The sequence below is a fragment of the Variovorax fucosicus genome (genome assembly GCF_030316825.1).
Taxonomy (GTDB): domain Bacteria; phylum Pseudomonadota; class Gammaproteobacteria; order Burkholderiales; family Burkholderiaceae_C; genus Variovorax; species Variovorax fucosicus.
Genome location: NZ_JASZYU010000002.1, coordinates 182,117 through 202,414, shown reverse-complemented (window position 1 = coordinate 202,414; position 20,298 = coordinate 182,117). Strand labels below are relative to the sequence as shown.

The following is a 20,298-nucleotide window of genomic DNA, read 5'->3' as shown; positions in this document are numbered from 1 at the left end:
ACCGGCACCCAACCGCGCGGGTAGGCAACAATGCCGCTCGTCGGGCTTTCACTAATACTTTTGACAATTTGGGCAGAAAAACGTCGACCGCTGACCTTGGCGGATCTGGCGGATCGGCGTTCCGCACACCCGGCAGGGCTCGCCGGCTCGCCCGTAGACCGTGGCTTCGAGCTGGAAATAGCCGCTTTGCCCATCGATGTTGGTGAAGTCCCGCAGCGTGCTGCCACCCCGTTCGACTGCACGCGCCAGGATTTCGCGCACTGCGGCATGCAGGCGCGCGGCGCGCGGGTTGCTGATGCGCGAGGCGGCCAGCGTCGGCCGGATGGCGGCCAGGAACAGCGCCTCAGACGCATAGATATTGCCCACGCCCACCACCAGATCGCCAGCGAGCAGTACCTGCTTGATGGCGGCCTGGCGCTTCTGCAGGCCGGCGTGGAACAGCGCGAGATCGAAACCATCGCCCAGCGGCTCGACGCCGAGCTTGCCCAGCAGTTTCATGGCCAGCGGTGCGGCCTCGTCCTGCGCGTAGACCACGGCGCCGAAACGACGCGGGTCGTTGAGCCGCAGCGTTCCGTGGCTGGTGACCAGGTCGAAATGGTCATGCGGGCCGGCCGGCGGCGCATCCTGGCTGAAGCGCAGACTGCCGGACATGCCCAGGTGCAGCAGCAACAGGCCTTCATCCAGATCGACCAGCAGATATTTGCCGCGCCGCCGCACGGCGAGCACCGTCCGGCCCACGAGCGCCAGGGGCTCGACCGCCAGCGCCCAGCGCAGGGGCTTGCCCACGCGAACCGCCTCGATGCGGGCGCCGGCAATACGGTTGGCAAAACCAAGACGCGTGACTTCGACTTCGGGGAGTTCGGGCATGGGCAGGAGGCTGACACCAAATCCCGCCGGAACCTGTAGCCCCACGCGGTGGTCACACAAAAACCTTGGATTATTATGGTTCCGATGACCCCACCGCCCCGCCGACTCCGCCTTGCGGCGGCCGCATCTCTCGTGTTGCTCGCCCTTGCGGCGCACGCGCAGACCGTGCCCGCACCCAATGCCCCCAACGACCCGTCCGCGCCAACCAGCCCGGCACCGATCGTCGAGCCTTCGGGCGCGCCCACAGCCTCGGTCGTGGCCAAGGCGGAGCCGAAGTCGGACGCGACACCTTCTGCGCTCACGGCAGAGTTGTTCTTCAACGTGCTGGTCGGCGAAATGACCGCCCGCTCGGGCGACGCGACCGACGGTGCCGCGCTGATGCTCGAGGCTGCACGACGTACGCGTGACCCCCGGCTGTACCAGCGCACCGTCGAACTGGCGCTGCAAACGCGCTCCGGGGACACAGCGCTGGCCGCCGCCCGCGCCTGGAAGCAGGCGCAACCCGACTCGCGCGATGCCCGCCGCATCGAGTTGCAGATCCTGATCGCCCTGAATCGACTGGCCGACACGGTGGAGCCGCTGCGCGCTGAGTTCGCGGCCACGCCCCGGATCGAGCACCCGTTCCTTATGACGATTGTCGCGCGCACCTACGCGCGCGCCACGGACAAGAAACTTGCCGCCTCGGTAGTGGAACGTGCGCTGGTCGATGAAATCAGGAACCCGGCCACCGCCGGCCTCGCCTGGACCACGATCGGCCGGCTGCGCCTGGTGGCCGGCGACCCGTCCGGCGCACTCGACGCGGCGCTCAAGGGCCAGGAAGCCGATCCCACGTCCGACGGCCCGGCCATCCTCGCGGTCGACCTGATCGACCCGGGCCAGCCGCTGGCCGAGCCCATCGTCAAACGCTACCTTGCCACGCCCAAGGCGCAGCCCGAAGTCCGCATGGGCTATGCGCGCGCGCTGGCCGAGGGCCGACGCTTCGCTGAATCGAGCGCCGAGCTCACCAAGCTCACCGTCGAGCGCCCCGATCTACCCGACCCCTGGGTACTGCTCGGCTCGCTGCAGGCACAGGCCCGCCAGGATGCGGCGGCCGAAACCTCCCTCAAGCGCTACGTCGAACTGGCCAATGGCCAGGCCGACGCCGACGAGCGCAAGCGCGGATTGACCCAGGCATACCTGCTGCTGTCGCAACTCGCGGAGCGCCGCAAGGACTTCGTGGGCGCCGAGAACTGGCTTGCAAAGATCGACAACGGCGACGATCTGGTCGGCACCCAGGCCCGCCGCGCATCCTTGCTGGCGCGCCAGGGCAAGCTGCAGCAGGCGCGCGACCTGGTGCGCGCGCTGCCAGAGCGCAATGCGGACGACAAGAAGCAGAAATTCCTGGCAGAAGTCCAACTGCTGCGCGATGCCAAGCAGTACCAGCCGGCCTACGACATGCTGCTGAAGGCCAGCACTGCGGCGCCCGAAGACAGCGACCTGCTGTACGACCAGGCGATGGTGGCCGAGAAGCTCAACCGCATGGACGAAATGGAGCGCCTGCTGCGTCGCCTGATCGAACTCAAACCCGACAACCAGAACGCCTACAACGCGCTCGGCTACTCGTTGGCCGATCGCAAGGTGCGGCTGGAAGAGGCCCGCACGCTGATCCAGAAGGCGGTGCAATTGGCACCTGACGACCCCTTCATCGCCGACAGCCTCGGCTGGGTCGAATACCGGCTTGGCAACATGGAAGAAGCCTCGCGCATCCTCGAAGCGGCCTACAAGCGCCGGCCCGACCCCGAGATCGCCGCCCATCTGGGCGAAGTGCTCTGGGCTGCCGGCAAGCGCGACCGCGCGGTGGCGGTGTGGAAGGAAGCCTCGCTGGCAGACGCCGACAACGAGACACTGCAGGAAACGCTCAAGCGCCTGCGCGTCAAGTTGTGAACCGTCGCACGGCACTCGTCGCCAGCGCCGCCGCTCTCTTTTTGATAGCAGGCTGCGCAAGCACGCCGGGTGCTGGAGTCCGCCCTGGCTCGCAAAGCAGCGAGTCCTGGAGCGGCCGCCTCGCGCTGCGCATCGACAGCGAGCCGGTCCAAACCTTCTCGGCCGTGTTCGATCTGCGCGGCACACCGCAAGCCGGCGAACTCACGCTGACCACGCCGATCGGCAATACGCTGGCCGTGCTGCAGTGGTCGCCGGGCCAGGCCCTGCTGAAAAATGGCAGCCAGACAAGGCAGTATGAATCCGTCGACGCGCTGATCGAGGCCGCAACCGGCGCTGCGATCCCGGTCGGCGCGCTGTTCGGCTGGCTGGCCGGACGCGACGAGCCGGTGCCCGGCTGGCACGCCGATCTGAGCCAGTTCGCCGGCGGACGGCTGCAGGCGACGCGGCAATCGCCACGGCCCGGCGCCGACCTGCGCATCGTTTTCGAACGGTCATGAAGGCGCTGTACGACCTGCCGGCGCCCGCCAAACTCAATCTTTTCCTGCACATCACCGGACGGCGCGACGACGGCTACCACCTGCTGCAGTCGGTCTTCATGCTGATCGACTGGTGCGACACGCTGCACATCGAGCGGCGCGACGATGGCCGGCTGACGCGCGAAGACCTGACGACGGCCTTGCCACCGGACGACCTGGTGCTGCGCGCCGCGCGGGCGCTGCAGGTTTTTGCAAAGCCGGATCAGGGCGCGCACATCGGTGTCGCCAAGCACATTCCGGCGCAAGCAGGCATGGGCGGCGGCTCTTCGGACGCGGCCACCTGCCTGCTGGCGCTGAACCGGCTCTGGGGCTTGAACCTGCCGCTTTCCAGGCTCGAACAGATCGGCCTGGCGCTCGGCGCCGACGTGCCCTTTTTCCTGCGCGGGCGCAACGCGTGGGTCGAAGGCATCGGCGAGCGCATCACGCCGATCGAGCTGGCGCCGGCCCGCTTTTGCGTGGTGAAACCGCCCGAGGGGCTCGACACGCGTCTCATTTTTGCTGCGCCGGAACTTCAACGCGCCACGCCGGCTGCTATAATCGCAGGCTTCGCTGCAAAACATGGCGCCAACGATCTCGATGCATTCGATTTCGGGCACAACGACTTGCAGCCGGTTGCCCAAAGGCTTTGCCCGGCGGTGACCCAGGCCATCGAATGGCTGGGGTCACATGGCTTGCAAGGCCGGATGACCGGCTCCGGAAGTGCCGTGTTCGCAACGATGCCGCATGAAGCGGATCTGGCCGATGCCCCACCGGGCTGGCTGGTTCGCCAGTGCAGCAACATGGCTGTTCATCCCTTGGCCGGGTGGGCAGCCAGCGACATTTCATAGGTTGGTGGCCTGTCTCCACAAGAGACTTTTCATCGACCCGTGTAGGGGAGTCGCCAAGCTGGTTAAGGCACTGGATTTTGATTCCAGCATGCGAAGGTTCGAATCCTTCTTCCCCTGCCAAACATTTACCCGTAGCCGGCCGGCTACGGGGGATTTCAAGACCCTTGGCAGCCCTCTTCGGAGGGCTTTTTCGAATTGCCGGAACGCGCTCATGCAGGTTCACCACCCTGATTTCATGGTTTTCACCGGCAATGCCAACCCGGGCCTTGCAGCAGAGATTGCGCACAACCTGGGCACTTCGCTCGGCGCTGCCCGTGTGGGCCGTTTCTCCGATGGCGAAGTCACGGTCGAAATCAACCAGAACGTCCGGGCACGCGATGTGTTCGTCGTGCAGTCAACCTGCGCGCCGACCAACGAGAACCTGATGGAGCTGCTCATCATGGTCGACGCGCTCAAGCGGGCCTCGGCCGAGCGCATCAGCGCCGTGATTCCCTACTATGGCTATGCCCGCCAGGACCGCCGCCCGCGTTCGAGCCGGGTGCCGATCTCGGCCAAGGTGGTGGCCAACCTGCTGGAAACAGTGGGCGTGGCGCGCGTGCTGACGATGGATCTGCACGCTGACCAGATCCAGGGCTTCTTCGACATTCCGGTCGACAACATCTATGCGTCGCCGGTGCTGCTGGGCGACCTGCGGCTGCAGAACTACGAAGACCTGATCGTGGTCTCGCCCGACGTTGGCGGCGTGGTGCGCGCCCGTGCGCTGGCCAAGCAACTCAATTGCGATCTCGCGATCATCGACAAGCGCCGTCCGCGCGCCAACGTGAGCGAGGTCATGCACGTGATCGGCGAAATCGACGGCCGCAACTGCGTGATCATGGACGACATGATCGACACGGCCGGCACGCTGGTCAAAGCCGCCGAGGTGCTCAAGGAGCGCGGCGCCAAGAAGGTGTATGCGTACTGCACGCACCCGATTTTTTCCGGCCCGGCGATCGAGCGCATCACGCAGGGTTCGGCGCTCGACGAAGTGGTCGTCACCAACACCATTCCTCTTTCCGACACGGCGCTGGCCTGCGGAAAGATTCGCCAGCTCTCCGTGGCACCGCTGATCGCCGAGACGATCCAGCGCATTGCCAAGGGCGAGTCGGTGATGAGTTTGTTTTCGGATCAGGAAAACCTGTTCTGAACAAAAGGCGGGCTCCCTTCGGGTGAGCCTTTTTGCAATGGAGTCGCACTGGTCGCGGTGGGCTCCCACAGGAGTTAGTTATGAAATTCGTCGCTTTTGAGCGCGCACAGCAGGGCACGGGTGCGAGCCGCCGTCTCCGCATCTCGGGCAAGACGCCCGGTATCGTCTATGGTGGCGACACCCAGCCGCAGCTGATCGAAATCGATCACAACGCGCTCTGGCACGCCCTCAAGAAGGAAGCGTTCCACGCCTCCATCCTCGAAATGGAACTCGGCGGCACCGTCAGCAAGGTTTTGCTGCGTGACGTGCAGTACCACCCGTTCCGCCAGCTGGTGCAACACATCGACTTCCAGCGCGTCGATGCCAAGACCCGCATGACCATGAAGGTGCCGCTTCACTTCAAGGGTGAAGAAGAGTCCGACGCCGTCAAGCTCGAGCACAACCTGGTCAACCACGTCCTGACCGAACTCGAAGTGAACTGCCTCCCGGCCGAACTGCCGGAGTTCATCGAAGTCGACCTGTCGGGCCTGAAGAAGAACGGCACCGTCACGCTGAAGGACATCAAGCTGCCGCGCGGCGTGAAGTGGGTCAGCCACGGCAAGGTCAACCCGGTGCTGGCTTCGGCCACGGCCCCGGCTGCCGATGAAGAAGAAGCTCCGGCCGCCGAAGGCGCCGAAGCGGCTGCCGGTGCGGCTGCCGCAGCGCCGGCCGGCAAGGGCGGCAAGGCAGCACCTGCTGCCAAGACCCCCGCTGCGAAGACGCCTGCCGCCAAGACCCCGGCTGCCAAGAAGTAATCCACTTCTTTCCGTCTGCAGATCAACGGCCCGCCTCGTGCGGGCCGTTTCTTTGGGGGCTGGATAATCCGGATCATGATCAAGTTGTTCGTCGGCCTCGGCAATCCGGGCCCGGAATACGAAGCCACGCGGCACAACGCGGGCTTCTGGTGGGTCGATGCGCTGGCACGCGACTGGAAGCTTTCGCTGGTGCCGGATCGCAGCTATCACGGCCTGGTGGCCCGCGCGAACATCGCCGGCCAGAGCGTCTGGCTGCTCGAGCCGCAGACCTTCATGAACCTGTCAGGCAAATCGGTCGGCGCGCTGGCGCGCTTCTTCAAGATCGCCCCAGACGAGATCCTCGTGGTGCACGACGAGCTCGACGTGGTGCCGGGCCAGGCCAAGCTCAAGTTCGGCGGCAGCCACGCGGGCCACAACGGCCTGCGCGACATTCATGCACAGCTCGGCACTGGCGACTACTGGCGCCTGCGGCTCGGCATCGGACATCCGGGCGTCAAGGCCGAAGTGGTCAACTGGGTGCTCAAGAAGCCGCTCAAGGAGCAGCGCGAAGCGATCGAGGATGCAATCGCGCGCACACTGCATGCGGCGCCTGCGCTGGTGGCCGGCGAGATGGAAAAGGCCACGATGCAGATTCACACCAGCAAGCCGCCGCGGCCCAAGCCGCCTCGGCGCGAGCCCGATGAAAATGGCGGGAGCGGTGACGGCGGCGCACCGGCGCCAGGCTAGCGAAGTCGCCGCCGAAGACAGGGAGAGAAAACAGAAATGGCCAAGCCATCCACCCCGATCGCTATCCTTTTAATAGCAATCTGCACTCATCTGGCGAGCGCTGCAGCAGCACATGCGGCTGAAACCTGGCGCTGCGGCAACACCTACACCGACCAGCCCTGCAAAGGCGGCAAGGCGGTGGACGTGGACGACAGCCGCAGCGAGGCCGATCGCCGCGCGTCCGATGCAGCCACGCGACGTGCCGAAATGCGCAGTGCCGAACTGGAGCGCACTCGTCTCAAGCAGGAAAGAGACGCCGCCGACCGCGACCGCAAGGCCGCCGCCGAAGCCCGGCGCAATGCCCTGGCCGAGCGCCGCATTGCATCGGCCGAGCGGCTCGAGCGCGCGCGCATCCGCAAGCTGGATCGCGAACCGCGCAAGTCGACCATGAAATTCAAGGGGGCGTGAGTCGGGCCGCGCCGCTGGTGGCCGCCTGGGCGGCCTTCGCGGCTGCCAGCCGCTCGAACTTCTGGAACAGCGTCTCGCGCGTTTCCACATGCGCCGGGTTCACCGGAATGCACGCCACCGGGCACACCTGCACGCACTGCGGCTCGTCGAAGTGGCCGACGCATTCGGTGCACTTGTGCGGGTCGATCTCGTAGATCTCCACGCCCATGTAGATCGCGTCGTTCGGGCACTCGGGCTCGCACACATCGCAGTTGATGCATTCGTCGGTGATCATGAGGGCCATGGGGTGATTATCCGTCGCGTCGCAAAAGCCTTGGTACGTTCATTGCATCGCCGGGTTATGCTGCGCCCCGCCCCATGAGTCTGTTTCTTTTCAAGCGCATCCTGACCCTGATCGCCACGTTGATGGGGGCCTCGGTCATCGTTTTCCTGGTGCTGGAGATCCTGCCGGGCAACGCCGCGCAGCTGCTGATGGGGCCGGACGCAGCGCCCGAGGCCGTGGCGGCCCTGGCCACCAAGCTCGGTCTCGACCAGCCGGCCTGGGCGCGCTACTGGCACTGGATCGGCGGCATGCTCACCGGCAATCTGGGCGACAGCTACGCCTACAGCTCGCCGGTGCTCGAACTCATCCTGGAGCGGCTGGCGCTGACGGTCCCGCTGGCACTGCTGGCGATGGCCTTCACCACGGTGCTCGCGCTGCTGGTCGGCGTGACCGCGGCGGCGCGCCACAACAAGCTCGGCGACGTGGGCCTGATGGGGCTGACGCAGGTGGGCATCGCCATTCCCAATTTCTGGTTCGCGATCCTGCTGATCCTGGTGTTCTCGGTGCAGCTGCAGTGGTTCTCGGCCGGCGGCTTCGACGGGTGGGACGAAGGCATCTTCGCCGGCCTCAAGTCGCTGCTGCTGCCGGCGCTTTCGCTGGCCGTGGTGCAGGCCGCGATCCTTGCGCGCATCACGCGTTCGGCCGTGCTGGAGGTGATGCGCGAGGATTTCGTGCGCACCGCCCGCGCCAAGGGCGTGAGCCAGCGCGCGGTGCTCTGGACGCATGTGCTGCGCAACGCGATGATTCCGGTGGTCACGGTGATGGGCATGCAGTTCTCCGAGTTGCTGGCCGGCACCATCGTGGTCGAGAACGTGTTCTATCTGCCGGGCCTCGGCCGGCTGATCTTCCAGGCCATCAGCAACCGCGACCTGATCGTGGTGCGCAACTGCGTGATGCTGCTGGCGGCGATGGTCGTCATCGTGAATTTCGTGGTCGATGTGCTGTACGCCGTGATCGACCCGCGCATCAAGGCTTCCGACATATGAGCAGCGTCGCAGTCCCGAGCGCTGCCGCGCTCAAGGTGCCGGGCTTCTGGCGCCGTGCCCTGCAGCATCGCAGCTTCGTGCTCGGCGGCGTGCTCACGCTGCTGCTGCTGGTCGCGGCCGCAGTGTCGCTGGTCTGGACGCCCTGGTCGCCCTACGAGATGGATCTGCCGAGCAAGCTGCAGCCGCCCTCGGCCGCGCACTGGCTCGGCACCGACACCTATGGCCGCGACGTCGCGTCGCTGCTGCTGGTCGGCGCGCGCGCCTCGATCCTGGTCGGCATGATCGCGGTCGGCATCGGCCTGACGATCGGCACCGCGCTGGGCCTGCTGGCCGCGGCGAAGCGCGGCTGGATCGAAGAAGGCATCATGCGGTTCACCGATTTCTCGCTGGCGTTCCCGGCGATCCTGTCGGCCATCATGATGACGGCGGTGTTCGGCGCCGGCATCGTCAACGCCATCGTCGCGATCGGCATCTACAACATCCCGACCTTCGCGCGCATCACGCGCGCCTCGGCCAACGCGATCTGGTCGCGCGAGTACATCGCGGCCGCGCGCGCCTGCGGCAAGGGGGCGTTCGCCATCACCATGCAGCATGTGCTGCCCAACATCTCGGCCGTGCTGATCGTGCAGATCACGATCCGATTCGCCATCGCGATCCTGGCCGAGGCCGCCCTCTCCTACCTCGGGCTCGGCACGCAACCGCCGCAGCCTTCGTGGGGTCGCATGCTGAGCGAGGCGCAGACCATGATGTTCCAGTCGCCGTTGCTCGCGGTGTTCCCGGGCATGGCGATCGCCCTGGCGGTGCTCGGCCTCAACCTGCTCGGCGACGGTCTGCGCGATTTGCTCGACCCGCGGCTGGCACGCGCACGGTAACGACGATGGCACTGCTCGAAGTCAACGACCTCCACATCGGCCTGCAGACCCAGCGCGGCCCGGCCGAGGCCGTGCGCGGCATCGGCTTCTCGCTGGAGCGCGGCGAAACGCTGGGCATCGTGGGCGAGTCGGGCTGCGGCAAGTCGATCACGGTGCAGTCGCTGATGGGCCTGCTGCCCGCCAGCGCCAAGGTCACCGGCAGCATCCGCTTCGACGGCCAGGAACTCGTCGGCATGGACGAGCGCGGCATGTGCGAGATCCGCGGCAACCGCATCGGCATGATCTTCCAGGAGCCGATGACCGCGCTGAACCCGGTGCACACCATCGCGCGCCAGGTCGGCGAGCCATTGCGCCTGCACCGCGGCCTTTCGGGCGCCGACGCACGCAAGGAAGCGCTCGCGCTGCTCGACCGCGTCGGCATCCCTGATGCGGCGTCGCGGCTCGATGCCTATCCGCACCAGTTCTCGGGCGGGCAGCGCCAGCGCATCGGCATTGCGATGGCGCTCGCCTGCGGGCCCGACCTGCTGATTGCCGACGAGCCGACCACTGCGCTCGACGTGACGATCCAGAAGCAGATCCTCGATCTGATCCAGGGCCTCGTGGCCGAGCGCGGCATGGCGCTGATCCTTATTTCGCACGACCTCGGCGTGATCGCGCAGACGGTGTCGAAGATGCTCGTGATGTACGGCGGCAGCGTGGTCGAGAGCGGCCCGACCGCCACCGTGTTCGACGCGCGCATGCATCCGTACACGCAGGGCCTGTTCGCGGCGCGGCCGGCGCTGGGTGCGCCGCGCGGCGTACGGCTCGCCACCATCAAGGGCAGCGTGCCCGAACTGGTCGACCTGCCGCCGGGCTGCCCGTTCGCCGGGCGCTGCAGCTTCACGGTCGACGCCTGCCGCACCACACGGCCGCCGGCAACGCTGTTGCCGCACGGTCACGAGGTGCGCTGCATCCGGCTCGACGAAGTGGCGGCCGCCACGGGAGTGGCTGCATGAGCGAACCGCTGCTCGAGGTCACCGACCTGGTTCGCCACTACGAACTGCCGCGCGAAAAGCTGTTCGGTGCGCCGCCGCTGGTGAAGGCGCTCAACGGCGTCAGCTTTGGCGTGCAGCAGGGCCGCAGCCTCGGCATCGTCGGCGAATCGGGCTCGGGCAAGTCGACCATCGCGCGGCTCGTGATGGCACTCGATCGCCCCAATTCGGGCAGCGTCAAGCTGCAGGGCCGCGACCTGCATGCGCTGCCACGCACCGAGTTGCGCGCGGCGCGGCGCGACGTGCAGATGGTGTTTCAGGATCCGTACGGCTCGCTCGACCCGCGCCAGACCGTCGCGCGCATCGTGGCCGAGCCGCTCGAAGCCCTGGACGAAACCAGCCGCGCCGTGCAGCGCGAGCGCGCCGGCGAGTCGCTCGCGGCCGTGGGCCTGCGCGCCAGCGACCTCGACAAGTACCCGCACGAGTTTTCGGGCGGCCAGCGCCAGCGCATCGCTATCGCGCGCGCCCTCATCACCCGGCCCAAGCTGATCGTGGCCGACGAGCCGGTGAGCGCGCTTGACGTCTCGGTGCAGGCCCAGGTGCTGAACCTGATGCAGGACTTGCAGCAACAGTTCGGCATCAGCTACCTGCTGATCAGCCACGACCTCGCCGTGGTCAACCACCTCTGCGACGAGGTCTGCGTGCTGCACCGTGGCCTGGTGGTGGAGCGGGGTGCGCCGCAGCAGCTTTTTGCGCATGCCCAGCATCCGTACACGCAGGCCCTGCTGGCCGCCGTTCCGCGCGCCGAGCCGCCAGCGCGCCGGATGATGTAACGTTATCTTTCTTCTTGTCCTGGAGCTTGACCATGTTGAATCGCCGCACAGTCCTCACCTCCGCAGCACTGGCCGCCAGCCTGCCGCAATTCGCATTCGCCCAGAGTCGCAAAGACGCGATGGTGCTCGGCATGGCGCTCGAGCCGCCGGGCCTCGATCCGACCGCCGGTGCCGCCGCCGCCATTGCCGAGGTCGTGCAATACAACATCCTGGAGACGCTGACCAAGATCAACGCCGACGGCAGCGTCGCGCCGCTGCTGGCCGAGAGCTGGGAGGTTTCGCCCGACCTGAAGACCTACACCTTCAAGCTCAAGCGCGGCGTCAAGTTCCAGAACGGCGAGCCCTTCAATGCCCAGACCGTCAAATTCAGCTTCGACCGCGCCGGTGGCGAGAAGAGTACCAACAAGGACAAGCGCACCTTCGCGAACCTCAGCACGCAGGTGGTGGACGATGCCACCGTGGTGCTGATCAACAAGGAGATCGACCCCGACCTGCCCTTCGTCCTGGGCCAGGCCACGGCCGTGATCGTCGAGCCCAAGAGCGCCGACACCAACGCCACCAAACCGGTCGGCACCGGCCCCTATCAACTCGAGAGTTGGGCCAAGGGTTCGTCGCTGGTACTGACCAAGTGGGACGGCTTCCGCAACCCCGCGCAGGCCAAGCTCAAGAAGGTGACTTTCCGCTTCATCGCCGACGCGGCCGCGCAGGCGGCCGCCATGCTGGCAGGCGACGTCGATGCGTTCCAGCGCATCGGCACGCGCGTGGTGCCGCAGTTCAAGGCCAACCCGCAATTCCAGGTGATCCTGGGCGGCTCGCGCGCCAAGACCATCCTCGCCTTCAACAGCAAGAAGAAGCCGCTCGACGACGTGCGCGTGCGCCGCGCGATCCTGGCGGCGATCGACCGCAAGGCCGTCATCGAAGGCGCGGCCGACGGCCTCGGCGTGCCGATCGGCAGCCACTACGTGCCGGGCGCGCCCGGCTTCGTGGACACCACGGGCATCAACCCCTTCGATATCGAGAAGGCCAAGAAGCTGCTGGCCGAAGCCGGCATCAAGACCCCGCTCGAACTCACGATGACGCTGCCGCCGCCGCCTTACGCGCGGCAGGGCGGCGAGGTGATCGTCGCGCAGCTCGCCAAGATCGGCATCACCGTGAAGGTGCAGAACGTCGAATGGGCGCAGTGGCTCAGCAACACCTATGGCGGCCCCCACAACTACGACCTGACGATCGTTTCGCACGTCGAGCCCTTCGACCTCGGCAACTATGCCAAGCCCGAGTACTACTGGGGCTACGACTCGAAGGCGTTCGTGGCGCTGTTCGACAAGATCAAGGCCACCGGCAACGCGGCCGAACGCAACAAGCTGCTGGGCGATGCACAGAAGCTGCTGGCCACCGACGCCGCCAACGGCTTCCTGTATCAGCCGCAGTTCCCGACCGTCGCCAAGAAGGGCGTGAAGGGCTTGTGGAAGGACATGCCGATCTTCTGCAATGACCTGTCTGCGCTTTCCTGGGGATGAGCACTGCGCTGCATGAACTGAGCGCGCAGGAACTGGTTGCAGCCTATCGCGAGGGCACGCTCTCGCCGGTCGAGGTCACGCAGGACGTGCTGGCCCACGTCGCGCGCTGGGAGCCGCACCTGCAGGCGACCTGGCTGCTGCGCCCCGAAGCGGCGCTCGACCAGGCGCGCGCCTCGCAGGCGCGCTGGCGCAACGGCGCGCCGCTCGGCCCGCTCGACGGCGTGCCCGCCACCATCAAGGAAAACATCGCCACGCGCGGCGACCCGCTGCCGGCCGGCACCGCGGCGGTCGACCTGAAACCCGCGGCGGCCGATGCACCGCCGGCCGCACGCCTGAAGGAAACCGGCGCGGTCATCTTCAGCAAGACCACCATGCCCGACTACGGCATGTTGTCGTCGGGCCTGTCGAGCTTCCACACGCTGGCGCGCAACCCGTGGGATCTGACCCGCACGCCCGGCGGCTCCAGCGCCGGCGCCGGCGCGGCGGCCGCGGCCGGCTACGGCCCGCTGCACATCGGCACCGACATCGGCGGCTCGCTGCGCCTGCCGGCCAGCTGGTGCGGCATCTTCACGCTGAAGCCCAGTCTGGGCCGCATTCCGATCGACCCGCCCTACACGGGCCGCGCCGCCGGTCCGATGACGCGCACCGTGGGCGACGCTGCGCTGGCCATGCAGGTGCTGAGCCGGCCCGATGCGCGCGACAGCATGAACCTGCCGCCGCAGGACATCGACTGGGCCGGCTACGACGTCGACGCCGACCACCTGCGCGGCCTGCGCATTGGCCTGCTGCTCGACGCCGGCTGCGGCCTCGCGGTCGAGCCCGAGATCCGTGCCGCGGTCGAGCAGGCCGCGCGCCTGTTCGAGCGGGCCGGCGCCATCGTCGAAACGATGCAACCTTTCATGTCACAAGCCATGCTCGACGGCATGGATCACCTGTGGCGCATGCGCTCCCATGTCGACATGCAGGCGCTGCGAGCCGACCAGCGCGCGAAAGTGCTGCCATACGTCCGTGAATGGGCCGAGAGTGCCGCCGGATTCGGCGGCGAGCACGTGTTTCGCGCCTTCAGCCAGTTCCACGCCACGCGCATCGCCTCGGTCGCGGCGTGCGCGAGGTTCGACTACGTGATCTCGCCCGTGTCGCCGAACATGCCGGCCGCGGCCGAAGCGGCCTCGCCCACGGGCGACCCGATGCGGCCGCTGGAGCACATCGGTTTTACCGTGCCCTACAACATGTCGGAGCAGCCGGCCGCGTCGATCAACTGCGGCTACAGCGCCGACGACCTGCCGATCGGCCTGCAGATCGCGGGCCAGCGCTTCGACGACCTGGGCGTGCTGCGCGTCGCACGGGCCTTCGAGTTGATTCGCGAATCGCAGCGCCCCTGGCCGGAACCACCGCCCGGCGTGTGAGCGGGACAAAGAAATCGGCCAAAACCGGTAATAGTCGGCACCTGCTTACATCCGCATACGACTTGCGGCCGATGGTGGCGCGACCGCAACGCGGCTACGCTGGCTTCAAGTTTCCAAGGAAGGTCGCCATGCTCACCACCAGCCACAAAGCCATCATTCTCCGCAAGGCCGGTATCGAAGTTCCCGCCGTGCCGCCGGACGCCGACTTGCAGACGGCCGCGAGCAGTTGGGCCCGGGCCGTCGAAAACCTGTACGTCGCCTACGCCGCCGCGCGCGCGGCCAAGAGCCTCAGGGACGCAGAAGAAGTCCGGCAACTCGCCATGCTGCGGCGGCTGTCTTCGGGCGCACACGCCTGACGCCGCCGACGACGCGGCACCCGCGCCGCGCCCTCATGCAAATTGCGCCGCCAGCAGTGCGCGCGCCCGGGTGACGAAAGCGTCCTCGCCCGGCCGTTCCGGCAGCACATGGAAGTTCGCACGCGGCAGCGCTGGCAGGCCGTGCGGCTCCGCCAGCCGCACCACCCCCGGTGCCAGCGACGATTCATTGAGGCACGCCACACCCAGGCCCGCGGCCAGCGCCGACTGCAGGCCCGCCACGCCGGAAGCAATATGCACCACGCTGAATGCCACCTTGCGGCGCACCAGCAGACCGACGGTGAACTGGTGCAGCGAGCAGGTATCGGGCAGCGCGAGCAGCCGCAATGGTTCGCCACGTGCCGGCCGCACTCCGGGCGCCGCCATCCACTGCAAGCTCTCGCGTCGCAGCACCCGGCTGCCGCGCTCCAGCGTGCCGGCCCCGGCATGGGCCAGTCGCATCGACAGACCGACATCGAACGCGCCGCGTGCATAACCGGCCTCGATTGCGCCGCTCTTGAGCACCGACACGTTGAGCCGCACCTGCGGATGCTGCTCACCGAGCCGTGCGAGCAACCGCGTCAACTCCAGCGGGCGAAAGTAGTCGGTCACCGCCAGCCGCAACTCGCCCTGCAGCGTCACGCCATGCAGATCGCGGTAGGCCTCCTCGCTGAGCGCCAACAGGCGGCGTGCGTGGGCCAACAGCCTGTCACCGGCCGCCGTGGTCGACACGCCCGCCTTGGCGCGCAACAGCAGCGGCAGCCCGGCCCGCTCCTCCAGCTTTCGCACCTGCTCGCTGACCGCCGACTGCGACAGAAACACGCGCGGGGCACCCGCCGTGAGGCTGCCAGCCTCCACAACGGCGACGAAGGTTGCGAGCTGGTCGAGATCGAAATGCTGCATGTTCTATCCATCTGATTACCCGATAGATAGCATCATCTCTTCCCGCTTTTCAAATGGCAAGCCGATTCCCACAATGAGGGCATTCCATCACCTTTCATAGGAGAACCGCCATGCCCCATACCGTCATCCACCTGTCCGGCCAACCCGATGCGGCGCTCGCCAAGCGCGCCGTGGACGCCGTGGCCGAGCTCACCCAGTCCGTGCTCGGCAAGCAGTTGCCGGTGATCGCTACCACCGTGCAGTTCATCCCGGCCGAAAGCTGGTTCATCGGTGGCGTGTCGCTGGCCGAGCTGGGCCGGAACGCGTTCCATCTCGACATCAGCGTGACCGACGAAACCAACACCAAGGCCGAGAAGGCACGCTACCTGCGCGAGGTGCACGCCGCCTTCGCAAGGCTCCTGCCGAACCTGCACGAAGTGAGCTACGTGCATGTGATCGATGCGCGCGCGGCAGCCTACGGCTACGGTGGCCTCACACAGGAATACCGGCACCAGCAAGCGGGCGTCTGAGCGGCGCCCGGCGACGGCAAAATGAGGTGATGCACACAGACAGCCTCGGCAACCCGGTCAGCGTGGGCGATGCCGCCAGCGTGCGGCTGCTCGACGATTTCGTGATGGGCTTCATCGCCTGCGAGGCGCGCGCGGCCAATGTGCTGTCGGCCGCACAGGACACCAGCCCGATCGTCCAGGCGTACTGCGCCGCCTTGCACATGTTCGCCGAATCGCGCGATGCGGTGGCCAATGCGCGCCCCTTCATTGCGCGCGCGCAGTCGGGCGCGGCACGCGCCACGCCGCGCGAGCGCCGCTTTATCGCAGCAGTGGCGGCCTGGGTGGCCGGCGATATCGCGCAGGCGATCCGCCTGCACCAGGAACAGGCGCGCGAGTTTCCACGCGACCTGGCGTCGCTCAAGCTCGGGCAGTACCACTGCTTCAACACCGGCGACTGCCCCGGCATGTTGCGCCTGGCACTGGCGGTGCTGCCGGCCGCGGCCGATGTGCCGTATGTGCATGGCATGGCCGCGTTCGGCTATGAGCAGTGTCATCTGATGCGCGAGGCCGAGACGAGTGCGCGCCGGGCTATCGCCATGTGCCGCAAGGAACCGTGGGCTCACCATGGGCTCGCGCACGTCATGCTGACCGAAGGGCGTCTCGGCGAAGGGTTGGCCTTCATGCAGGGCGTGAGCGACACCTGGACGGATCTCAACTCCTTCATGGTCACGCACAACTGGTGGCATGTGGCGCTGTTCCTGATCGACCTGGGCCGCGATGCCGAGGCGCTTGCGGTCTACGACGACGAGGTATGGGGCGTGGTCAAGGCGTACTCGCAAGACCAGATCGGCGCGGCCTCGCTGCTCGCGCGCTTCGAACTGGCGGGCATCGACGTGGGCGAGCGCTGGCAGGACCTGGCCGACCATCTTGTGCAGCGGCTGGACGACCATGTGCTGCCGTTCCTGGACTTGCAGTACCTGTACGGGCTGGCACGCGCCGGTCGGCCCGAGGCCGACACGCTGCTGCGCAACATCGAAGCCTTCGCGCCGCGGGCGCCCGTCTCGACGCGCGCTGCGTGGCAGCACGTGGGCGTGCCGGCAGCGCACGGCCTGCGCGCCCACGCGCGCGGCGACCACGCGGGCGCGATCGAAGGGCTGGGCCTGGCGCTGCCGCGCCTGATCGAGATCGGCGGCAGCCATGCGCAGCGCGACCTGTTCGAGCAGGTGTACCTCGACGCGCTGGTGCGCTGCGGCACCGCAACCGCGCTGGCCGGCGCACAGGGCATCCTGCAGCAACAGCTCAACGGACAGCCGGAATCCCTGCGCTTGCGCCGGCAGAACGCGGCGGTCTACCGGGCGCTCGGCCTGCCGGCTACTTCAGGTACGCCTGCACCAGCGTGACCCAGTAGCTCGCGGTGCTCGGCAGGATCTCGTCGTTGAAGTCATAGCCTATCGACCAGACCGTTTGCGTTCAGCGTGGCTCCAGGTGCCGCTTCTGGTCGTAGGTGGGCTGGGGCGGCAGGTCGGCGAGATGGCCGGTGTCGGCCCAGTCGAGGATCTGGATGCGTGCCGGATCGGCCGCGTCGGCAATGCGGATGCGGTTGAAGCCGGCGTTCGGTATCTCGCTCTGGCGCGGGCCGCCGAGGCTCAGGCCCTGCGCGGTGCGCCACACCATGTCGAGCACGCCGCCGTGGGTGACCACCAGCACGTTCTGGCCCGCATGCGCCGCGACGATGCGGCCGAGCGCCTCGAGGATGCGTGCATGGAACGCGCGTGGCGATTCGCCTTCGGGCATCGCGGCATGGTCTTCGCGAAACAGGAGCCAGTCTTCCCAGGCGCGCGGATGCAGCTCGCGGATTTCCTCGGCGCGCAGACCTTCGGCGACGCCGAAGTGCTGCTCGCGCAGGCCGACGGTGGTGACGATCGGGAGCTTGAGCTGCTGCGCCGCCGGCGTGGCGGTTTGTTGCGCACGCATCAGGTCGCTGCTCACCACGTGCTGCACCGGCTCGCCCGCCAGGCGCAGGCCGAGGCGGCGCGCCTGCTCGTGGCCGATGTCGTTGAGGGGTACGTCGACGTGGCCCTGAAAGCGCAGTTCGCGGTTCCAGTCGGTTTCGCCGTGGCGGATCAGAATCAGTTCGGTGGCAATGGGCATGATGGGTTCTGCCATTGTCCCATCGCGCCATGTCGAAGCCGGCGCGATGCCAGAATCGAGCGCTATGCCCCAACTCGTTCTGATTCCCGGCCTCGCCTGCGACGACCGTCTCTGGCAGGCCCAATGGCCGGTGCTGCCGGCCAGCATGGCGCCCTCCGTGAGCGACGTGCACATGCGCCACGCGACCATCCAGGAGATGGCGGCCGCGTTGCTGCGCGAGCACGAAGGCCCGCTGGTGCTGTGCGGCGCCTCGATGGGCGGCATGATCGCGATGGAAGCGGCGCGGCAGGCGCCCGCGCGCATCGAGGGGCTGGCACTGCTCGGCACCAACCCGCGGCCCGAAACACCCGACATGCGGGAACTGCGCGAAGCCGCCATTGAACTCTTCGAACGCGGCGACATAGCCGGAGTGATCGGGCCCAACGTGGCGTTTGCGTTTCACCCGGCGCAGGCGGCCGATGCGCAACTGGTCGATGCCTATCTGCAGATGATGCTCGACGCCGGCGCCGAACAGTTGATCCGGCAAAACCGGGCGCTGATGCAACGGCCCGATGCGCGCGAACAGTTGCCGGGCCTCCGCTGCCCGGTGCTCGTGATGTGCGGCGACACCGACCGGCTGACACCGCCCGAGTGCTCCCGCGATATCGCCACGCTGACGCCGGCCGCCGAACTGGTCTGGGTGGCGGACTGCGGCCACATGCTGACGATGGAAAAGCCGGCCCTCGTCAACGCGACGCTGGGCGCCTGGCTGGCCCGGCTCGACGCCTGAGCCCACGCGGCGCGGTTGCTCCCAGACGCAAAAAAGGCTCCCGAGGGAGCCTTTTTTGATTCAGAGCAGGGTGTGCTCAGTAGCCGCCACGGCTGCCGCCGCCGCCGCCACCACCGTAGCCGCCGCCGCTGCGGCCACCGCCACCGCCGCCACCGCCGTTGTAGCCACCACCGCCGCCGCCACCGCTGCGACCGCCGCCGAAGCCGCCGCCAGCCGGGCGGGGTTCCATCGGACGGGCTTCGTTGACCGTCAGGCTACGGCCGTCGAGTGCGTGGCCGTTCATGCCTTCGATGGCTGCCAGCGCTTCAGCGTCGGTACCCATTTCGACAAAGCCGAAACCCTTGGAACGACCGGTGTCGCGCTCCATCATGACCTTGGCGCTGCTGACAGAACCGTACTGGCCGAAGGCCTGTTCCAGATCATTGTCGCGAATCGAGTAGGACAGATTGCCCACGTACAGTTTTTTGCCCATTTGGGACTCCTAACAAAACAAGAAACAAAAGCGATGGAGTCCCAGAATCACAACAAACAAAACCCGCTGTGGCGCGAAACCGACCTATCACCGTCAACGCCGGCCTGCAGAAACCGCAGGAAAGCCCCCGCATTATCGGCGAAAGCGCCCGCTTGTGCGGAAATCCGGAAAAAAGATCCGCCCGGCTCAGGCGGTCGCGCGAACCGCGATGCCCTCGCTGGCCAGCTTTTCCCGGATGCGCTGCGCGAATTCGAGCGCATGGGCGCCGTCGCCATGCAGGCAGACGCTCTGGGCATTGACCGAAACGGTGCTGCCATCGATGGCGGTCACGCGATGGTCGCGCACCAGCGAAAGCGTCTGGGCGATGGCTTCGGCGTCGCTTTCGATCAGCGCGCCGGGCAGCTTGCGGCTGACCAGACTGCCGTCGGCGTTGTAGGCGCGGTCGGCGAACACCTCTTCCACCGGCTGCAGGCCGGCGCGGTTGGCGGCCTCGATCATGCCGCTGCCGGCCAGCCCGAAGAACTTGAGCGAAGGATCGAATCGCTTGACCGCCTCGCACAGCGCATCGGCCAGCACCGGATCCTTGACTGCCTGGTTGTAGAGCGCGCCATGCGCCTTGACATGGGCAAGCCGGCCGCCCTCGGCCTTGGCAATCGCGGCCAGCGCGCCGATCTGGTAGAGCATGCCGGCGATGACCTCGTCGGCCGGCAGGTTCATTTCGCTGCGGCCGAAGTTCTCGCGATCGGGAAAGCTCGGATGCGCGCCGATTGCCACGCCGTTCTGCATGGCCCAGCGCACGCACTGGCGCATGGTCTTCGCGTCGCCCGCGTGCCAGCCGCAGGCGATGTTGGCCGAACTCACCAGCGCCAGCAGCGCTTCGTCGTTGTCGCAGCCTTCGCCGAGGTCGGCGTTCAGGTCAATAAACATGGTCAATCGCCCCCAAGCCGGT

At 67.3% G+C, this 20,298-nt stretch carries 23 protein-coding genes and 1 tRNA gene; 18 read left to right on the top strand and 6 right to left on the bottom strand.

Annotated features, from left to right (window positions below; all coding sequences use genetic code 11):
• Positions 1 to 51 precede the first annotated feature (51 nt).
• Positions 52 to 867 carry a bifunctional DNA-formamidopyrimidine glycosylase/DNA-(apurinic or apyrimidinic site) lyase gene (gene mutM / locus QTI05_RS13090; RefSeq protein ID WP_286621627.1) on the bottom strand — a complete coding sequence of 272 codons (816 nt, stop codon included), beginning with the start codon at positions 865 to 867 and terminating at the stop codon, positions 52 to 54.
• Between the two features lie 84 nt (positions 868 to 951).
• On the opposite strand from mutM, the gene QTI05_RS13085 reads away from it, so the two are divergent.
• The 8 genes from QTI05_RS13085 (at position 952) to QTI05_RS13050 (ending at position 7,306) form a co-directional block, all read left to right on the top strand.
• A complete protein-coding gene (locus tag QTI05_RS13085; protein ID WP_444812898.1) occupies positions 952 to 2,790 on the top strand; it encodes a tetratricopeptide repeat protein in 1,839 nt (612 codons plus the stop codon).
• Positions 2,787 to 3,287 (top strand): lipoprotein insertase outer membrane protein LolB, encoded by a 501-nt coding sequence (locus QTI05_RS13080; RefSeq protein ID WP_286539224.1) that lies wholly within the window; start codon positions 2,787 to 2,789, stop codon positions 3,285 to 3,287. The genes QTI05_RS13085 and QTI05_RS13080 overlap by 4 nt, the downstream gene beginning before the upstream one ends.
• Positions 3,284 to 4,153 (top strand): 4-(cytidine 5'-diphospho)-2-C-methyl-D-erythritol kinase, encoded by an 870-nt coding sequence (ispE, locus tag QTI05_RS13075; protein WP_286621624.1) that lies wholly within the window; start codon positions 3,284 to 3,286, stop codon positions 4,151 to 4,153. The genes QTI05_RS13080 and ispE overlap by 4 nt, the downstream gene beginning before the upstream one ends.
• Positions 4,154 to 4,196: 43 nt before the next feature.
• Positions 4,197 to 4,273 (top strand) — tRNA-Gln (locus QTI05_RS13070).
• Positions 4,274 to 4,364: 91 nt separating this feature from the next.
• Positions 4,365 to 5,339, top strand: a complete 975-nt coding sequence (locus tag QTI05_RS13065) for a ribose-phosphate pyrophosphokinase (RefSeq protein ID WP_286539227.1) — start codon at positions 4,365 to 4,367, stop codon at positions 5,337 to 5,339.
• A gap of 80 nt (positions 5,340 to 5,419) precedes the next feature.
• A complete protein-coding gene (locus QTI05_RS13060; RefSeq protein WP_286621621.1) occupies positions 5,420 to 6,133 on the top strand; it encodes a 50S ribosomal protein L25/general stress protein Ctc in 714 nt (237 codons plus the stop codon).
• A gap of 75 nt (positions 6,134 to 6,208) precedes the next feature.
• On the top strand, positions 6,209 to 6,859 hold the full coding sequence (gene pth / locus QTI05_RS13055) for an aminoacyl-tRNA hydrolase (RefSeq protein WP_286621619.1): 651 nt from the start codon (positions 6,209 to 6,211) through the stop codon (positions 6,857 to 6,859).
• A 36-nt stretch (positions 6,860 to 6,895) separates the two neighbouring features.
• A complete protein-coding gene (locus QTI05_RS13050; RefSeq protein WP_286621617.1) occupies positions 6,896 to 7,306 on the top strand; it encodes a hypothetical protein in 411 nt (136 codons plus the stop codon).
• Here the strand turns inward: QTI05_RS13050 and QTI05_RS13045 are convergent.
• A complete protein-coding gene (locus QTI05_RS13045) occupies positions 7,293 to 7,589 on the bottom strand; it encodes a YfhL family 4Fe-4S dicluster ferredoxin (protein WP_286621615.1) in 297 nt (98 codons plus the stop codon). The two genes, QTI05_RS13050 and QTI05_RS13045, sit on opposite strands and share 14 nt — an antisense overlap.
• Positions 7,590 to 7,663: 74 nt before the next feature.
• On the opposite strand from QTI05_RS13045, the gene QTI05_RS13040 reads away from it, so the two are divergent.
• From QTI05_RS13040 to QTI05_RS13010, 7 genes are all read left to right on the top strand, one after another.
• Complete coding sequence (locus QTI05_RS13040) at positions 7,664 to 8,614, top strand: ABC transporter permease (protein ID WP_286621612.1); 951 nt, start codon at positions 7,664 to 7,666, stop codon at positions 8,612 to 8,614.
• A complete protein-coding gene (locus tag QTI05_RS13035) occupies positions 8,611 to 9,486 on the top strand; it encodes an ABC transporter permease (RefSeq protein ID WP_286539236.1) in 876 nt (291 codons plus the stop codon). The genes QTI05_RS13040 and QTI05_RS13035 overlap by 4 nt, the downstream gene beginning before the upstream one ends.
• A gap of 5 nt (positions 9,487 to 9,491) precedes the next feature.
• Positions 9,492 to 10,481: an ABC transporter ATP-binding protein gene (locus QTI05_RS13030; RefSeq protein ID WP_286539237.1), complete on the top strand. Its 990-nt coding sequence runs from the start codon at positions 9,492 to 9,494 to the stop codon at positions 10,479 to 10,481.
• A complete protein-coding gene (locus QTI05_RS13025; protein WP_286539238.1) occupies positions 10,478 to 11,290 on the top strand; it encodes an ATP-binding cassette domain-containing protein in 813 nt (270 codons plus the stop codon). Before QTI05_RS13030 ends, QTI05_RS13025 begins: the two co-directional genes overlap by 4 nt.
• 32 nt (positions 11,291 to 11,322) lie before the next feature.
• The gene (locus QTI05_RS13020; protein WP_286539239.1) at positions 11,323 to 12,807 is read left to right on the top strand and encodes an ABC transporter substrate-binding protein; all 1,485 of its coding nucleotides are present in this window, start codon (positions 11,323 to 11,325) and stop codon (positions 12,805 to 12,807) included.
• A complete protein-coding gene (locus QTI05_RS13015) occupies positions 12,804 to 14,213 on the top strand; it encodes an amidase (RefSeq protein ID WP_286621610.1) in 1,410 nt (469 codons plus the stop codon). Before QTI05_RS13020 ends, QTI05_RS13015 begins: the two co-directional genes overlap by 4 nt.
• Before the next feature lie 128 nt (positions 14,214 to 14,341).
• Positions 14,342 to 14,569: a hypothetical protein gene (locus QTI05_RS13010; protein ID WP_286539241.1), complete on the top strand. Its 228-nt coding sequence runs from the start codon at positions 14,342 to 14,344 to the stop codon at positions 14,567 to 14,569.
• A gap of 33 nt (positions 14,570 to 14,602) precedes the next feature.
• Here QTI05_RS13010 and QTI05_RS13005 read toward each other — a convergent pair whose 3' ends face one another.
• On the bottom strand, positions 14,603 to 15,469 hold the full coding sequence (locus QTI05_RS13005) for a LysR family transcriptional regulator (protein ID WP_286621608.1): 867 nt from the start codon (positions 15,467 to 15,469) through the stop codon (positions 14,603 to 14,605).
• 110 nt (positions 15,470 to 15,579) lie between these two features.
• Between QTI05_RS13005 and QTI05_RS13000 the strand changes: the two genes are divergently transcribed.
• Together QTI05_RS13000 and QTI05_RS12995 are read left to right on the top strand one after the other, a co-directional pair.
• Positions 15,580 to 15,978 carry a tautomerase family protein gene (locus tag QTI05_RS13000; RefSeq protein ID WP_286621606.1) on the top strand — a complete coding sequence of 133 codons (399 nt, stop codon included), beginning with the start codon at positions 15,580 to 15,582 and terminating at the stop codon, positions 15,976 to 15,978.
• Positions 15,979 to 16,007: 29 nt separating this feature from the next.
• The gene (locus QTI05_RS12995; protein ID WP_286621604.1) at positions 16,008 to 17,357 is read left to right on the top strand and encodes a tetratricopeptide repeat protein; all 1,350 of its coding nucleotides are present in this window, start codon (positions 16,008 to 16,010) and stop codon (positions 17,355 to 17,357) included.
• 70 nt (positions 17,358 to 17,427) lie between these two features.
• Here QTI05_RS12995 and QTI05_RS12990 read toward each other — a convergent pair whose 3' ends face one another.
• On the bottom strand, positions 17,428 to 18,108 hold the full coding sequence (locus QTI05_RS12990; protein ID WP_286621602.1) for a histidine phosphatase family protein: 681 nt from the start codon (positions 18,106 to 18,108) through the stop codon (positions 17,428 to 17,430).
• A 64-nt stretch (positions 18,109 to 18,172) separates the two neighbouring features.
• Here QTI05_RS12990 and QTI05_RS12985 point away from each other — a divergent pair, with 64 nt between their 5' ends.
• Complete coding sequence (locus QTI05_RS12985) at positions 18,173 to 18,877, top strand: alpha/beta fold hydrolase (protein WP_286621601.1); 705 nt, start codon at positions 18,173 to 18,175, stop codon at positions 18,875 to 18,877.
• 76 nt (positions 18,878 to 18,953) lie between these two features.
• Here QTI05_RS12985 and rbp read toward each other — a convergent pair whose 3' ends face one another.
• Together rbp and pxpA are read right to left on the bottom strand one after the other, a co-directional pair.
• Positions 18,954 to 19,349, bottom strand: a complete 396-nt coding sequence (rbp, locus tag QTI05_RS12980; RefSeq protein WP_286621600.1) for an RNA-binding regulator — start codon at positions 19,347 to 19,349, stop codon at positions 18,954 to 18,956.
• Between the two features lie 186 nt (positions 19,350 to 19,535).
• The gene (gene pxpA, locus QTI05_RS12975; RefSeq protein WP_286539250.1) at positions 19,536 to 20,276 is read right to left on the bottom strand and encodes a 5-oxoprolinase subunit PxpA; all 741 of its coding nucleotides are present in this window, start codon (positions 20,274 to 20,276) and stop codon (positions 19,536 to 19,538) included.
• Between the last annotated feature and the right edge of the window lie 22 nt (positions 20,277 to 20,298).

Bases quoted from the DNA above. Each gene is read 5' to 3' on its own strand.
- mutM (WP_286621627.1), bottom strand. From the start codon at position 867: ATGCCCGAACTCCCCGAAGTCGAAGTCACGCGTCTTGGTTTTGCCAAC.
- QTI05_RS13085 (WP_444812898.1), top strand. From the start codon at position 952: ATGACCCCACCGCCCCGCCGACTCCGCCTTGCGGCGGCCGCATCTCTC.
- ispE (WP_286621624.1), top strand. From the start codon at position 3,284: ATGAAGGCGCTGTACGACCTGCCGGCGCCCGCCAAACTCAATCTTTTC.
- QTI05_RS13065 (WP_286539227.1), top strand. From the start codon at position 4,365: ATGCAGGTTCACCACCCTGATTTCATGGTTTTCACCGGCAATGCCAAC.
- QTI05_RS13060 (WP_286621621.1), top strand. From the start codon at position 5,420: ATGAAATTCGTCGCTTTTGAGCGCGCACAGCAGGGCACGGGTGCGAGC.
- pth (WP_286621619.1), top strand. From the start codon at position 6,209: ATGATCAAGTTGTTCGTCGGCCTCGGCAATCCGGGCCCGGAATACGAA.
- QTI05_RS13050 (WP_286621617.1), top strand. From the start codon at position 6,896: ATGGCCAAGCCATCCACCCCGATCGCTATCCTTTTAATAGCAATCTGC.
- QTI05_RS13045 (WP_286621615.1), bottom strand. From the start codon at position 7,589: ATGGCCCTCATGATCACCGACGAATGCATCAACTGCGATGTGTGCGAG.
- QTI05_RS13040 (WP_286621612.1), top strand. From the start codon at position 7,664: ATGAGTCTGTTTCTTTTCAAGCGCATCCTGACCCTGATCGCCACGTTG.
- QTI05_RS13035 (WP_286539236.1), top strand. From the start codon at position 8,611: ATGAGCAGCGTCGCAGTCCCGAGCGCTGCCGCGCTCAAGGTGCCGGGC.
- QTI05_RS13030 (WP_286539237.1), top strand. From the start codon at position 9,492: ATGGCACTGCTCGAAGTCAACGACCTCCACATCGGCCTGCAGACCCAG.
- QTI05_RS13025 (WP_286539238.1), top strand. From the start codon at position 10,478: ATGAGCGAACCGCTGCTCGAGGTCACCGACCTGGTTCGCCACTACGAA.
- QTI05_RS13020 (WP_286539239.1), top strand. From the start codon at position 11,323: ATGTTGAATCGCCGCACAGTCCTCACCTCCGCAGCACTGGCCGCCAGC.
- QTI05_RS13015 (WP_286621610.1), top strand. From the start codon at position 12,804: ATGAGCACTGCGCTGCATGAACTGAGCGCGCAGGAACTGGTTGCAGCC.
- QTI05_RS13010 (WP_286539241.1), top strand. From the start codon at position 14,342: ATGCTCACCACCAGCCACAAAGCCATCATTCTCCGCAAGGCCGGTATC.
- QTI05_RS13005 (WP_286621608.1), bottom strand. From the start codon at position 15,469: ATGCAGCATTTCGATCTCGACCAGCTCGCAACCTTCGTCGCCGTTGTG.
- QTI05_RS13000 (WP_286621606.1), top strand. From the start codon at position 15,580: ATGCCCCATACCGTCATCCACCTGTCCGGCCAACCCGATGCGGCGCTC.
- QTI05_RS12995 (WP_286621604.1), top strand. From the start codon at position 16,008: ATGCACACAGACAGCCTCGGCAACCCGGTCAGCGTGGGCGATGCCGCC.
- QTI05_RS12990 (WP_286621602.1), bottom strand. From the start codon at position 18,108: ATGCCCATTGCCACCGAACTGATTCTGATCCGCCACGGCGAAACCGAC.
- QTI05_RS12985 (WP_286621601.1), top strand. From the start codon at position 18,173: ATGCCCCAACTCGTTCTGATTCCCGGCCTCGCCTGCGACGACCGTCTC.
- rbp (WP_286621600.1), bottom strand. From the start codon at position 19,349: ATGGGCAAAAAACTGTACGTGGGCAATCTGTCCTACTCGATTCGCGAC.
- pxpA (WP_286539250.1), bottom strand. From the start codon at position 20,276: ATGTTTATTGACCTGAACGCCGACCTCGGCGAAGGCTGCGACAACGAC.